This is a genomic window from Bradyrhizobium sp. GW821-FHT13H06 (assembly GCF_058803975.1).
Genome location: NZ_JBXAPN010000001.1, coordinates 635,792 through 649,031 on the forward strand (window position 1 = coordinate 635,792; position 13,240 = coordinate 649,031).

Genomic DNA, 13,240 nt, shown 5'->3' on the forward strand with positions numbered 1-13,240 from the left:
TCGGTTCAGTGGGCGTTAGCTGCCCGCGCGGCCTTCAGTCTCGCAAAGTCCTCGCCGGCATGATGCGACGAGCGGGTCAGCGGGCTCGCCGACACCATCAGGAAGCCCTTGGTGTAGGCGACCTTCTCGTAAGACGAAAACTCGTCCGGCGGCACATAGCGCATCACGGCATGGTGCTTGCGGGTCGGCTGGAGGTACTGGCCGATGGTCAGGAAGTCGACCTCGGCCGAACGCAGGTCGTCCATCACCTGGAGCACCTCGTGGCGCTCCTCGCCAAGGCCCACCATGATGCCGGACTTGGTGAAGATGGTAGGATCGAGCTCCTTGACCCGCTGCAACAGCCGGATCGAGTGGAAGTAGCGCGCGCCGGGCCGCACCGTGAGATAGCGCGAGGGCACGGTCTCCAGATTATGGTTGAACACATCGGGCCTCGCCGCGACCACGACCTCGAGTGCCCCCTCCTTGCGCAGGAAGTCCGGCGTCAGGATCTCGATCGTGGTCGAGGGGCACGCGGCCCGGATCGCGCCGATCGTCTCGGCAAAATGTTGCGCGCCGCCGTCGGCGAGGTCGTCGCGGTCGACGGAGGTGATGACGACATGAGCGAGGCCGAGCTTGGCGACCGCCTCAGCGACGTTCTGCGGCTCGGCCGCATCCAGCGCATTCGGCAGGCCGGTCTTGACGTTGCAGAAGGCGCAGGCGCGGGTGCAGGTGTCACCCATGATCATGAAGGTCGCGTGCTTCTTGTCCCAGCACTCGCCGATGTTCGGGCAGCCCGCCTCCTCGCATACCGTGTGCAGGCCGTTCGCCCGCACGATGTTGCGGGTGTCTGCATAGCCGCGGGTATTCGGCGCGCGCACGCGGATCCAGTCCGGCTTGGGCGGCGAAGCGGAATCAGGCCGGTTCACCTTTTCGGGGTGGCGCGGGCGCAGCGGGTTCGAGATGGTATCGACAATAACGACCATGGGGTGTCCGGTCTGTTCAGGTCCTACCTAATCGGTCTGGCTGCCTGCCGCAACCCGGCTCGCGCCGCTTCAGGGAACATGGCAGATATGGGCAATATCCTGCTCTGTTCTCAGGCGATTCTCACCTCGAATGGCTCCAATCTCGAAGGCATCCCCACCGCGGCTCGGCAAGCAGCTGAAGCGGACCTTTTTCGGCCGCAGCGTCCACGAGGTCGCACCCGACCTGATCGGCGCGACCATGCTGGTCAACGGTGTCGGCGGGATCATCGTCGAGGTCGAGGCCTATCATCATACCGACCCCGCGGCGCACTCCTATCGCGGGCCGACGCCACGGAACCAGGTGATGTTCGGCCCGCCCGGCTTCGCCTATGTCTATCGCTCCTACGGCATCCACTGGTGCGTGAACTTCGTGTGCGAGGCGGAAGGCTCGGCCAGCGCCGTGCTGATCCGCGCATTGGAGCCGACGCACGCCTTGGCTGCGATGCGCCGGCGCCGGCATCTCCAGGATGCGCATGCGCTGTGCTCAGGCCCGGGCAAGCTGACCGAAGCGCTCGGCATCACCATCGCACACAACGCGCTGCCGCTGGACCGTCCGCCAATCGCACTGCATGCGCGGACGGAGGATGTGGAGGTCGCAACGGGCATCCGGATCGGCATCACCAAGGCTGTCGAGTTGCCCTGGCGCTATGGCATCAGGGGATCGAAGTTTTTGAGCAAGCCGTTTCCGAAGTGACGGTCATTCCGGGGCGGCTCGCAGAGCCGAACTCCGCTGCGCAATTGCGCACCTGAGAATCTCGAGATTCCGGATTCGATGCTGCGCATCGCTCCGGAATGACGGCGAGCTCACGACGCCTGCTTCAGCCGCTCCAGCGCCTCGAGCAGCTTGGCCTTGCGGGCCAGCGCGGCCTCGCGCTTTTCGCGCTCCTCCTCGACGACCTCCTCGGCCGCGTTGGCGACAAACTTCTCGTTCGCCAGCTTGGACTCGGCGCGCTTGATGTCGGCGTCGGCCTTGCCGATCTCCTTGTCGAGGCGCGTGCGCTCGGCAGCAACGTCGATCACGCCCTTCAGCGGCAGCGCAGCCACTTCGCCACGCACCAGCAGCTGGACCGCGCCATCAGGCGCGCGATCGGCGAAGGAGATGTCGGACAGCCGGGCCATGCGCTTGATGACATCGGTCCAGCGCGGCGCGCGCTCCCGGGTCTCGGCCGAGGCGCCGGCGAGCACCAGCGCCGTCAGTGTCGCCGGCGGGATGTTCATCTCGGCGCGCACGGAGCGGATCTGGGTGACGAGATCGATCACCCAGCCAATCTCGGCCTCGGCCGCGGGATCGGTGAAGTCGGCATGATCGAAGAACGGCAGCACCCAGGCCGGCGAAACGAGCGCATCGGTCGGTCCCGTCGTCGCCGCGAGCATCGCGAGCTGCTCGGGCGTCGGCTCGGCCGGCTTCAGCGGCCACGGCGCCAACGCGAGCAGGCCCTCGCGCTTCGCCGTCACCTCCCACAGCTCCTCCGTGATGAAGGGCATGAAGGGGTGCAGCAGCTTCAGGATCTCGTCGCGCGCCCAGGCGACCATGGCCCGGGTCTCATCCTTGGCGGGACTGTCAGGACCAAGCAGCACCGGCTTTGCAAGCTCGACATACCAGTCGCAATAGACGTTCCAGACGAAGCGATAGATGCTGCCCGCAGCGTCGTTGAAGCGATAGGCTTCGATCGCCTCGGTCACCTCACGCGTGGTGTGCGCGGTCTCATGCGCGATCCAGCGGTTCAGTGTCTCCTTCGCGTTCGCCGGCTCGAACCCTTCAGACACGGCGCAATGGTTCATCTCGGCGAAGCGACACGCGTTCCAGAGCTTTGTCGCGAAATTGCGATAGCCCTCGACGCGGCTGGTGGCGAGCTTGATGTCGCGCCCCTGCGCCGCCATCGCCGCCAGCGTGAAACGCAGCGCGTCGGCGCCGTATTCGTCGATCAGGTTCAGGGGGTCGATGACGTTGCCCTTCGACTTCGACATCTTGGCGCCCTTCTCGTCGCGGACGAGGGCATGGATGTAGATGGTCGAGAACGGCACTTCCTTCATGAAGTGCAGGCCCATCATCATCATGCGGGCGACCCAGAAGAAGATGATGTCGAAGCCGGTCACCAGCGCGTTGGTCGGGTAGTAGCGCTGCACCTCGGGTGTATCGTCGGGCCAGCCGAGCGTCGAGAACGGCCACAGCGCCGAGGAGAACCAGGTGTCGAGCACGTCCTCGTCGCGGGTGATGAAGCCTTCGCGCTTGTTGCGGTCGAGCGCCATCTCGCGCCCCTGCTCGACCGTGATGACTTCCTGCTCGACGTAATAGCCGAGCGCGTGACTGACGGCCTCCTCCTCGGTCTCGGCCACGAACACCTTGCCGTCAGGACCGTACCAGGCCGGGATCTGGTGGCCCCACCAGAGCTGGCGCGAGATGCACCAGGGCTGGATGTTCTCCATCCACTCGAAATAGGTCTTTTCCCAGTTCTTCGGCACGAAGGTCGTTTCGCCCGAACGCACCGCCGCGATCGCGGGCTTGGCCAGCGTCTTGGCGTCGACATACCACTGATCTGTCAGGTACGGCTCGATCACGCTGTTCGAGCGGTCACCATGCGGCACCATGTGGGTGTGCGGCTCGATCCGCTCGACGAAGCCGAACGATTCCAGCCGTTCGACGATGCGCTTGCGCGCGACGAAGCGGTCAACCTTGTGGAACTCCTCGGCGAACTGCGCGGCGCCTTCAGGCAGGTCGCGCAGATAATCCTCGTTGTCGAGGAGATCGAGGCAACCTTCCCTGTCGAGCACGCTGATCCGGCGCAGGCCGTGGCGATTGCCGACTTCGAAATCGTTGAAGTCGTGCGCCGGCGTCACCTTCACCGCGCCCGAGCCCTTCTCCGGATCGGAGTACTCGTCGGCGACGATCGCAATCTTGCGGCCGACCAGCGGCAGGATGACGTTCTTGCCGATCAGATTCTGATAGCGCTCATCCTCGGGATGCACGGCAACGCCGGTATCGCCGAGCATGGTCTCGGGACGCGTGGTGGCGACGACGATGAAGCTCGAGGGATCCTCGGGGCTGAAATTCTTGCCCTCGATCGGATAGCGTAGGTACCAGAGGTGGCCCTTGACTTCGACCTGCTGCACTTCGAGATCGGAAATCGCGGTCAAGAGCTTGGTGTCCCAGTTCACCAGCCGCTTGTCCTTGTAGATCAGTCCCTCGCGGTGCAGCTCGACGAACACCTTGACGACGGCTTTCGACAGGCCCTCGTCCATGGTGAAGCGCTCGCGCGACCAGTCGCAGGACGCGCCGAGCCGCTTGAGCTGGTTGATAATGGTGTCGCCGCTCTCGGCCTTCCATTGCCAGACCCGCTCGAGAAACTTCGCGCGGCCCATCTCGCGGCGGCCGGGCTGCTGACGCTCCATCAGCTGCCGCTCGACCACCATCTGGGTGGCGATACCGGCATGGTCGGTGCCGGGCTGCCACAGCACGTCGCGGCCGCGCATGCGCTCGAACCGGCACAGGATGTCCTGCAGCGTATTGTTGAGGGCGTGACCCATGTGCAGCGAGCCCGTCACGTTCGGCGGCGGGATCACGATGGTGAAGGGCACGGCATCACGGCGGTCGGGGCGACCAGCCTTGAAGGCAAGGCCGTCCTCCCACACGACGGACATGCGGGCTTCGATATCGGCGGGCTGGTAATTTTTCTCGATCATGGGGCGCTAGAAAGCCGCGCGAGGGGGCCAAGTCAACGAAAAGGTCAGCGCACGGGCCTTCCGGCCCGGTCGACGAGCCCAATATGGCGTACGAGCGGGGCTATATCGGGGCCGCACGGCCCTTCTCAGCGGCCGCCGCGCGAGACTCGCTCGATTTCGGCCTTCACGATGCGTTCAACAAGACCCGGAAGGTTGTCGTCGAGCCAGGACTTCAGCATCGGCCGCAGCATCTCCTTGACCAAATCCTCCAGCGTCCGTGCATTGCTGCTGAGCACCGTATGGGCCAGGGAGTTGAAGGCGGATTCGACCGCGGAGACCGTCGATTGCGCGAGGATCGGCTGCTGTGGCGGCAGCGGCGGGCCGTCAAAGTCCACCGGCGCGTAGGACGGCGGCGGCGTAGGCCGCGGCGGCGGCGATTCGGCGAATTCGAGATCGTCGCGCGGCTCGACCTTGCGGAAGTTGGGCGGCGGCGGAGGCGGTGTCGGATCCACCGCCATCTCGTCCGTCAATTCGAGCACGTCGGGTTCTGGTTCTGGTTCTGGCTCCGGCTCGGGAGCGCGGACCTCGGGCGCAGGTGTGGCCGCGTCGAGCCCCGCCAGCAGCGCGTCGATATCGTCCTGGTTATTGGTGGCGTCCGCCGCGGGCGCGGGGGGCGGCGGCGGAGCCGGCTTCGCAACTGGCGGCGCCGGCTTCTCGGCAGCAGGTTTTGCGGGCGCGACCTTGGATGGCGGAATGTCGTTCATTGCCTGCGGCTTCGGCGGCGTCGCGGGAGCCGCGGCCTTCTCGGGCTTGGCGGCCTCAGCCGGCGGCGGCTTTGCCTCATCGTCGGCAATGATGCGCCGGATCGAGGCCAGAATCTCCTCCATCGAGGGTTCTGTGACCTTTGCAGGCTGCGTCATCTCCGACTCCACATCATCAACGCCCTCGCATGCGTCGTTTTACCACCAAGCACGATAGGATTGGCCGGTTCCGGACGGGAGGCCCCTCATTTTCGTCGCGGCAGCCCGACTTGTCCCCAGATCACGGCTCGCCGTGCAGCTGTGCGCCCCTGCCCCCGGCACTCAAGTATTACGCACACGACATCAACGCGGGGCCGAATCGACCCGCATCATTCTGGCAAGGCTATGTCAGGGATTTTGACGATTGCAAGCAAAGCACCGGTCGACCTCGGCTATCGGCGAGGTCGACCGAATCACTACGCATGATCCGGAGAGGTATTCCGAAAAGATCATGCTTGAACAAAAACTAAAGCGCGATGGCGATTCATCCTGATCGCATCGCGCTTTAGGAGGGATCAGCGCCCGTCGGGCGTACGCACGCCGGCCCAGCTGTCGCGTACCTGATGATAGTGAACGCTGGGGTCGTAGGTCGTGGTCCGCAGACCAAGCACCTGCGGCGACAGGCGGCCGATGGTATTGAGGACCCTGTAGGAATTCACAACGCGATCATGCTGTGCGTTCACGAGATTGATGCGGGCGTTGACCAGCGCCTGCTGCGCATTGAGAACGTCGAGCGTGGTGCGCTGCCCGGCCTTTGCCTCCTCGCGCACACCGTTCAGCGCGATTTCGGATGCTGTCACCTGGGCTTGTGCGGACGTCACCTGCGCTTTGGATGCCTGGAGCAGGCCCCAGGCAGATGCGGTGTCAGCGCGAGCCTGGTCACGAGTCTGATCAAGCGTGAGACGCTGCTGGGCCAGCGATTCCTTGGACTGCCGGATCAGGGAATATTCGGCGCCGCCCGCATAGAGCTGCCACGAAGCTTGAGCGACAGCGGAGGCGCTGAACGCCCTGTTTTGAATCAAGGACTGTTCGTTTGCCTGCTGGGCGGTCGCTTGCAATGTGACCGTCGGCAGCAGCGCGCCTTCATTGATCTTCACGCTCATATAAGCGACATCGATGCCGAACATCGCTGCTGTGACTGTCGGGTTCTCAGTCAGCGCAAGCTCGACCGCCTTTGCCAGCGACGGCGGCAGTAAACGATCCACCGGCGAGCCAGGCGCAAGGTTGACAGGGTCGTTGCCGATCACACGGCGATAGGTCGCGCGCGTCGCCGTCAGCGTGGCCTCGGACTGCTGCTCCAGCGTTCGCCCTGCAGCCAATTGCGCTTCCGATTGCGCCACGTCAGTGCGAGTGACTTCGCCGACGTTGAAGCGGTCGCGTGTCTGCTTCAACGTCTGCTCGAGGACGCGGACGTTGCTCTTGTTGACATCGACCGTCGCCGAATCGCGCAGATAATCCATGTACGTCTGCGCCGCCAAGAACAGAACACTTTGCTCGAGATTGCGCAGCCCCTCGCGCGCGCCGGAGACCTGATGCTCTGCGCCCCGAACACGGTTGGCGGTTTGGTTGCCGTTGTACAGAGACTGCTGAATGGTAAGGGCGGAGCTGCGGGGGACGGTGGTCCCGTTGATTGGTCCAGTGCCCGGCGCGCTCAATATGTCCTGATATTGATAGCCGGCGCTCGCAGTCAGCGAAACTCTCGGGCGATATCCGGACAGTGCCTGAGGCACGTTTTCGTCGGTCACACGCACCTGGGCGCGCTGCGCGTTGAGCTGCGGATTGTCCTGATAGGCACGCACAAGCGCGCCTTCCATCGTCTCCGCCAAGGCAGGCATCGGCCCGGCAAGCGCCAGCAGCAGGACCGAAACCGCAGCTCCGGTGAAGAGCTTCACCCCATGCATCCCTTAAATTCCGTTCATCTAACGCCCACCCCGTGCCCACGAGCTGGGTTTACCGCCTACGAGGAGTCGTCGCCCCGCTGCAACATAGGACGGGGGCAAGCGCGACGGAACTACCTGAGGGTGGTTCTCAGCGGAAACTCTTCACGTGCAGCATCCCTGCCACACTTCTGATTCGGAACGGGATTTTGGCGGGCTTTGGCCCGTCAGAACACGAAGGCGGCAGCCCGTTCCAGCCCGGGAAGGACCGGGGCTGCGGCATCGAACAGGGCCCGATGGCCGAATTCACCGTGGGTACGGGTCACGATCATGGCGCGCGGCGGCCTGGATTCGGCCGACACCCCCACCAGGCGCCCCCCCTCCTTGAGCTGCCCGAGCAGGGCTTCCGGCATCACCTCGGCCGCTCCGTTGAGGACGATGACGTCATAGGGAGCGGCAGAAGGTTCCCCTTCGGGGCACGCCGCCGCCCGGCAGGTGACATTGGCAAGCCCCAGGGCGGCGAAGGCGTCCTTGGCTTTCGTGGCCAAGGCCGAATCGCACTCGGTCGCAACAACCTGCCGCGCAAGCTTGGCGGTCAGCGCGGCGAGGTACCCCGTGGCGCAGCCGACGACCAGAACGCAGTCATCCTCGCCGATCTCAGCGGCCTGAAGCAGCTTGCCGGTGAGCGCCGGCTTGATCAGGAACCGCTTGGCGCCGCCTTCGCTCACGTCGAGGTCGAGATCGAGATAGGCCAGCGCCTGCCGGGCGGCAGGCACGAAGGCCTCGCGCGGAACCGTGAGCATGGCATCGAGAACACGACGATCGGTGACGTCATTGGTGCGCACCTGGCCATCGACCATTTTCTGGCGCGCGGTCGAGAAACCGGACATTTGCGGACCCTGCAATGCGGACGATGCCGCGGAACAAATTCGCGGCATCTTTGGAGCATGCTCGGTCAAAACGCAACATGGCCGTTGGCCCCGAGAGACCAAGGCTTCCGCAGCTGCCCAATCGGAGGGTCGACCAGTCCTACTCGATCGCCACAGCGAGGCGGCCGATCAGAGCTGCGACCTCGTCCAGCCGCGCCGAATCCGGCGTCTCGACCGCACGCGCCAGACGGGCGATGCATTCGTCGTCGCTAAGTTCGGGAACGTCGGCCGGCAGAATCGAGGGGGCCATGAGAGAACGGTCGGCCTGGATGTCTGGCATGGAATGAGCTCCGTAAATGTCCGGCGGGTCGATGCTCGATTGGAATTGAGTCGATTTGGCGCCGCCCGCATGGCGCGCCCGCGCCCGCGCACACATCCGTTCAAGCGTGATTCCACGCTGGATTGCGGAGACCGTGCTCCAAAGTCAGGCGAAGAAGATCACGCACCGCATGAGGATGCGGACATAAATTACTGAGTTGTCAGCAAAATTTGGCTCCCCGGGCTGGATTCGAACCAGCGACCATCCGATTAACAGTCGGATGCTCTACCGCTGAGCTACCGAGGAAAAGGCGAACCGTTCGTTCGCGCGCGGCTGCGTATAACAAAGCCGCTAGCGCTTGCAAAGGACGAATTCGTCATCATCCGCAACGCACCTTGAGGAAGGTCTGGGCCGGCCCCTCCTTCAGGCACTTTCCGAGGATGGGTTCTGGATGCTTGCGCTACGCTCGCAACGACGGTGCTCGAAGCAACGCCTCTCTCCAGCGACGCAAATCTCTGTTGCAGACACACACGCGCTTCCTCGCGGCTTGTCTCGCCCGAGCTTTGCTGAATCTTGATCACGGCCGCCGGCACACCAGATCGATCTCGATCAGCGCGTCGTAGGCAAGCCCGGTCACGCCGACGCAGGTGCGCGCCGGCAGGCGATCCGGCGCGAAGAACGTGCGGTAGGTCTCGTTCATCGCGGCATAGTCCTTCTTGAAGCGGGTTAGATACACGCGCGTCATCACGACATGCTCGAGGCCGAGATCAAGGCCGGCGAGCACCACTTTCAGGTTCTCCATCACGGCGCGGGTCTGCGCGACGATGCCTTCGGGCAGCACGCCCGGCGCCTGCGGCGTGTCCGGCATCTGGCCCGTGACGAAGACGAAGCCATCGGTTTCCACCGCATGGCTGAAGGGCGCGACCGGCTTCGGTCCGCCGCTGATCATGTGGAATTTCACTTGGGTGTCCTTGTTAAGATGCGTCCTGAAACAGGCGCTTGCTGAGGATGGCGTGCACGCCCCAATTGCCGTCGACCACCTGCGTCACGCCGAAATCGACGGCGGCCGACATCAGCGCGATCGCCTCGTCCTCGCTGAGGCCTTTGACGTTCATCAGGAAGCGCCGCATCTTGCGGAACGCGTCCTTCATGGCGAGGTCGAGCGAGGACTTGGCGTAGACCTCGCTTTGGCCTTGGGCGCCGAACTCCGCGAGATAGTTCGGGTGGCTGAAGCCGGTCAGCACCCAATCGGTCTCGGTCTCGATCAGGGGATAAGAGAGATCGGCGAAGGGCAGGCCGGCGAGATCGGCCTTCTTGTGCAGGATCACCTCGAAGGTGCCGGTCATCGAGCACTCGATTGCGGTGCCGCTGAGCTCGCCGTCGCCCTGCGCGGCATGGGGATCGCCGACCGACAGCAGTGCCCCGGGAACCGAGACCGGAAGATACACGGCCGCCCCCTTCCCCAGCCGCCAATTGTCGAGATTGCCGCCGAAATAGGACGGCGGCACGGAATCGACGAAATCGACCTCGCGCGGCGCCACAGCGATCACGCCGAAATGCGGACGCAGGGGGATCCTGATGCCGTCGAGTACGGCATGGCGGCGCTTGATCGTGGCGGATGCGACGGGAACGCCGGGGTAATCGTAGGTGGTGTGCACGACGCCAAACGGATCGGTCTGCGGCTCCCAGCGGTAGGAATAGAGCGCGCAGGCGTGCGGCACCTCGGCGTCGTCGAAGATCTCGTAGATGGTGACCGCTTCGCGCGGCTTGGGACCGCCGAGAAACTCGTTGTAGTGATAGCCCCACCACGCCGCGACCGAGGAGCCGAACACGCGGCCCGTATGGTTCGGATTGCGGCTCGCCCGCGGCACGATGTCCAGGATGCGCACCTCCAGCACATCACCTGGCTGGGCGTCCTTCACAGCGACGGGTCCGGTGCAGATGTGCACGCCGAACCCCTCGCCGGCACCGCGGCCGAACACGCTGGCATCCATGGGCCCTGCGCCGCGGCGGTCGACGTTCTTCCTGTCCCGTGTCCAGCCGAACACGCTTTCGGCGGCGGCATCGCCGGCGATCATTAGCTCGGGATCGTCGGAGGCGTGCTGCGTCAGCGTCTCGATGGTGATGGTGTCGCCCGAGGCGATCTCGATCTGCGGCGGCAGCGAGCGGCTGAAATAGCCCCAATGGACGCGGCTGGCCTCGACCGGCAGATGGTGATGACGGCGTTCGGCGGTCGTGCGCGCCTCGGCGCCGGCGCAGGCGACACTGCTGCGCGTCTCCACGCTCTGATGGACGCGAAGCTGCGCCAGTGCCTCCTGCGGCCAGCCGCGCTGGCCGGCGACGCCGTGCTGGGCAGTCGCGCGCTCCGCCTCCTGCTGGCGAAACTCGCGCGGCGGCAGGCCGAAGCGATGTCGGAAGGCGCGGCTGAAATGCGCGGAGTCGCCAAAACCGTAGGCGTAGGCGATCTCCGAGATCGAGCGATGCGCCTCGGTTGGGTTGGATAGGTCGGCCCAGGCGCGCTGGAGGCGGCGCTCGCGAACGTAGTGGGTGAAATTGTCCCCGACCGTCTCGAACAGCTTTTGCAGGTAACGTTCGGAAATTCCCTCGGCCTGCGCGACACGCCCCGGCACCAGATCGGGATCGTCGAGGCGACGCTCGATGGTCTGGCAGATCCGGTGCAGCAGCGCGGCCTGCGTCGCGCTCGATCCAGCATCGGAGGCCGAGGACGCCAGCTGATGCACCAGCGTCAGCAGCAGATCGACGAAGGATTGCGCGACCGAATTCCATTCGGGATCGCTCAGGGTGTCGAGCGTCCGTGCAGTGGCATCGAGCAGCCGGGAGAAGACGTCGGCAAAGCCGCTCGGTGGAACGACGCGGGGCCCGCCGAGCCGCGGCTTGCCCGAAAGGCGGCCGTGCAGCGCCTCCGACGTCACCGACAGCACGATGGCGCGCATGTCGCGCTGGAACACGATGCTCCAATCGCCGCTGCGCGGCAGCAGCACGAGATGACCGACGGGAACGATACGATGACTGCCGGCGCTCTTCAGCACCATGCCATCCTCGACCGGCATCAGCGCGATGGGAAGGTCTTCGCTTGCTCGTGCGAGCGGGACGACGCTCTGCGCGCCCGCAGCCATGCGCGTCAGTGCGACGCCTGCGGCATGCCGGTGCGATGCGGTCGCGTGTCCGTCCAATACGCTGTGGCCACCCGCCGGCTGCAGGCCGACCGCGGCCAGCACGTCCCGCCAGGCTTCTGGGCGGTCGTCTTGCGCGTAGGACTCGCTCGTGAACGGGCGGAAGCTCATCGGATCGACCCAGATTGCAGTCGATCGAAGCAACCTCCGTGCCAGACGCACGCGGTCATCCGTCGCAGCGACGGGCCGAAGACGAGGTTCGTCGGTCACCATCCGATCCTGAAAAACGGGCTGCTCTTCAGAGCGTTAGAGCAGGACGACGTGGAGAGATTCAGTCGCACCGGAAGATGTTCTTGCGGATCGTGCCGTGGACGCCCCAATTGGCGTCGACGACCTGGGTGACGCCGAAATCGGCCCCGACCGACATCAGCGAGATCGCCTCGTCCTCGCTGAGACGATGCACGGTCATCAGGAAGCGCCGGAGCTTTCTGAACGCATCGCGCATCGCACGGTCGAGACTCGAGTGATTGGCAATCTCGGTTTGTGCATCGGCGCCGAGCGTGGCGAGATAGTTCGGATAGGTGAAACCGTAGAACGACCAGGCGTGGTCGGTCTCCAGCATCGGGTGGTCGAGGCCTTCGAGGCTGGTGCCGGCAAGGTCGGCCTTCTTGTGCAGGATGAATTCGAAGTCGCCGGTCAGCGAGGTCTCGATCGCGGTGCCGCCGAGCTCGCTGTCGCCCTGTGCGGCGTGAGGATCGCCGACCGAGAAATAAGCGCCGGGGACGGCAACCGGATAGAACATCCGCGCGCCCTTGCCGATGCGCCAGTCGTCGATGTTGCCGCCGGTGTAGCTCGGCGGAATCGAGCTGACGAAGTCGGCCTCCGACGGTGCGAGGCCCATCGTGCCGAAATGCAGTCGCGCCGGCACCTTCACGTTGGAGAGAATGTTCTCGCGCTTCCTGATGGTGGCGTGGTCGACGCGGACGCCGGGATAGTCGATGGTCGGATGCACGATGCCGTCAGGATCGGTCTGCGGCGTCCAGACGTAATTGTAGACCGCCTTCGCATAGGGCTCGCCGGAGGTGTCCAGCTCGAAGATGGTGACGACCTCGCGCGGCTTCGGCTCCTCGATCAGGTCGTGATAGTGAAAGCCCCAATTGGCTGCGACGTTGGAGCCGAAGCAGCGGCCGGCATGGCAGGCGCTGCAGCTCGGCCGTGGCCGCACGTCGAGGATGCGCACCTCCAGAATGTCGCCGGGCTCGGCGCCTTCGATTGCGACCGGTCCGGTGAGCAAATGCACGCCGATCCCCTCGCCTGCGCCGCGAATGAACGGACCCTCCGTCGGGCCGGAGCCGCGGCGCGCGACGGCCTTGTGCTCGCGCGTCCACTGGAACACGCTCTCGGCGCCGGGATCGCCCTGGATCATGCGCTCGTAATCGTCATTGGCATGATGGGTCAGTGTTTCGATGGTGGCGCGATCACCTGAGCGCAGCGTCAGGGCCGGCGCGACTGTCTTGGAGAAATAGCCCCAGTGGACGGTTTTCGGCGAAACCGGCAGCGTGACATGCTTCATGAGGTGG

Annotated in this window: 10 protein-coding genes and 1 tRNA gene; 1 reads left to right on the forward strand and 10 read right to left on the reverse strand. The window is 64.9% G+C overall.

What is annotated here, in order from left to right:
• Positions 1 to 5: 5 nt before the first annotated feature.
• The gene (lipA, locus tag AC1RQP_RS02975; protein ID WP_492935876.1) at positions 6 to 962 is read right to left on the reverse strand and encodes a lipoyl synthase; all 957 of its coding nucleotides are present in this window, start codon (positions 960 to 962) and stop codon (positions 6 to 8) included.
• A gap of 130 nt (positions 963 to 1,092) precedes the next feature.
• Here lipA and AC1RQP_RS02980 point away from each other — a divergent pair, with 130 nt between their 5' ends.
• Positions 1,093 to 1,695, forward strand: a complete 603-nt coding sequence (locus tag AC1RQP_RS02980; RefSeq protein ID WP_492935877.1) for a DNA-3-methyladenine glycosylase — start codon at positions 1,093 to 1,095, stop codon at positions 1,693 to 1,695.
• Between the two features lie 110 nt (positions 1,696 to 1,805).
• Here AC1RQP_RS02980 and AC1RQP_RS02985 read toward each other — a convergent pair whose 3' ends face one another.
• The 9 genes from AC1RQP_RS02985 to AC1RQP_RS03025 all read right to left on the reverse strand — a co-directional run bounded on the left by AC1RQP_RS02985 (position 1,806) and on the right by AC1RQP_RS03025 (position 13,233).
• Complete coding sequence (locus AC1RQP_RS02985; RefSeq protein ID WP_492935878.1) at positions 1,806 to 4,682, reverse strand: valine--tRNA ligase; 2,877 nt, start codon at positions 4,680 to 4,682, stop codon at positions 1,806 to 1,808.
• Between the two features lie 125 nt (positions 4,683 to 4,807).
• Positions 4,808 to 5,581: a PopZ family protein gene (locus tag AC1RQP_RS02990; protein WP_492935879.1), complete on the reverse strand. Its 774-nt coding sequence runs from the start codon at positions 5,579 to 5,581 to the stop codon at positions 4,808 to 4,810.
• A 395-nt stretch (positions 5,582 to 5,976) separates the two neighbouring features.
• Positions 5,977 to 7,362, reverse strand: a complete 1,386-nt coding sequence (locus AC1RQP_RS02995) for a TolC family outer membrane protein (protein WP_492935880.1) — start codon at positions 7,360 to 7,362, stop codon at positions 5,977 to 5,979.
• A gap of 203 nt (positions 7,363 to 7,565) precedes the next feature.
• Entirely contained in the window at positions 7,566 to 8,228 is a 663-nt protein-coding gene (locus AC1RQP_RS03000) for a protein-L-isoaspartate O-methyltransferase family protein (RefSeq protein WP_239623539.1), read from the reverse strand.
• A 139-nt stretch (positions 8,229 to 8,367) separates the two neighbouring features.
• Positions 8,368 to 8,547: a hypothetical protein gene (locus AC1RQP_RS03005; RefSeq protein WP_028176399.1), complete on the reverse strand. Its 180-nt coding sequence runs from the start codon at positions 8,545 to 8,547 to the stop codon at positions 8,368 to 8,370.
• A gap of 210 nt (positions 8,548 to 8,757) precedes the next feature.
• Positions 8,758 to 8,832 (reverse strand) — tRNA-Asn (locus AC1RQP_RS03010).
• A gap of 271 nt (positions 8,833 to 9,103) precedes the next feature.
• Positions 9,104 to 9,487 (reverse strand): RidA family protein, encoded by a 384-nt coding sequence (locus AC1RQP_RS03015; RefSeq protein ID WP_492935881.1) that lies wholly within the window; start codon positions 9,485 to 9,487, stop codon positions 9,104 to 9,106.
• Positions 9,488 to 9,500: 13 nt separating this feature from the next.
• The gene (locus tag AC1RQP_RS03020) at positions 9,501 to 11,831 is read right to left on the reverse strand and encodes an acetamidase/formamidase family protein (protein WP_492936371.1); all 2,331 of its coding nucleotides are present in this window, start codon (positions 11,829 to 11,831) and stop codon (positions 9,501 to 9,503) included.
• 160 nt (positions 11,832 to 11,991) lie between these two features.
• Complete coding sequence (locus AC1RQP_RS03025) at positions 11,992 to 13,233, reverse strand: acetamidase/formamidase family protein (protein ID WP_492935882.1); 1,242 nt, start codon at positions 13,231 to 13,233, stop codon at positions 11,992 to 11,994.
• Positions 13,234 to 13,240: the final 7 nt, after the last annotated feature.

Bases quoted from the DNA above. Each gene is read 5' to 3' on its own strand.
- AC1RQP_RS02980 (WP_492935877.1), top strand. From the start codon at position 1,093: ATGGCTCCAATCTCGAAGGCATCCCCACCGCGGCTCGGCAAGCAGCTG.
- AC1RQP_RS03005 (WP_028176399.1), bottom strand. From the start codon at position 8,547: ATGCCAGACATCCAGGCCGACCGTTCTCTCATGGCCCCCTCGATTCTG.
- AC1RQP_RS02985 (WP_492935878.1), bottom strand. From the start codon at position 4,682: ATGATCGAGAAAAATTACCAGCCCGCCGATATCGAAGCCCGCATGTCC.
- AC1RQP_RS03020 (WP_492936371.1), bottom strand. From the start codon at position 11,831: ATGAGCTTCCGCCCGTTCACGAGCGAGTCCTACGCGCAAGACGACCGC.
- AC1RQP_RS03000 (WP_239623539.1), bottom strand. From the start codon at position 8,228: ATGTCCGGTTTCTCGACCGCGCGCCAGAAAATGGTCGATGGCCAGGTG.
- AC1RQP_RS03025 (WP_492935882.1), bottom strand. From the start codon at position 13,233: ATGAAGCATGTCACGCTGCCGGTTTCGCCGAAAACCGTCCACTGGGGC.
- AC1RQP_RS02995 (WP_492935880.1), bottom strand. From the start codon at position 7,362: ATGCATGGGGTGAAGCTCTTCACCGGAGCTGCGGTTTCGGTCCTGCTG.
- AC1RQP_RS02990 (WP_492935879.1), bottom strand. From the start codon at position 5,581: ATGACGCAGCCTGCAAAGGTCACAGAACCCTCGATGGAGGAGATTCTG.
- lipA (WP_492935876.1), bottom strand. From the start codon at position 962: ATGGTCGTTATTGTCGATACCATCTCGAACCCGCTGCGCCCGCGCCAC.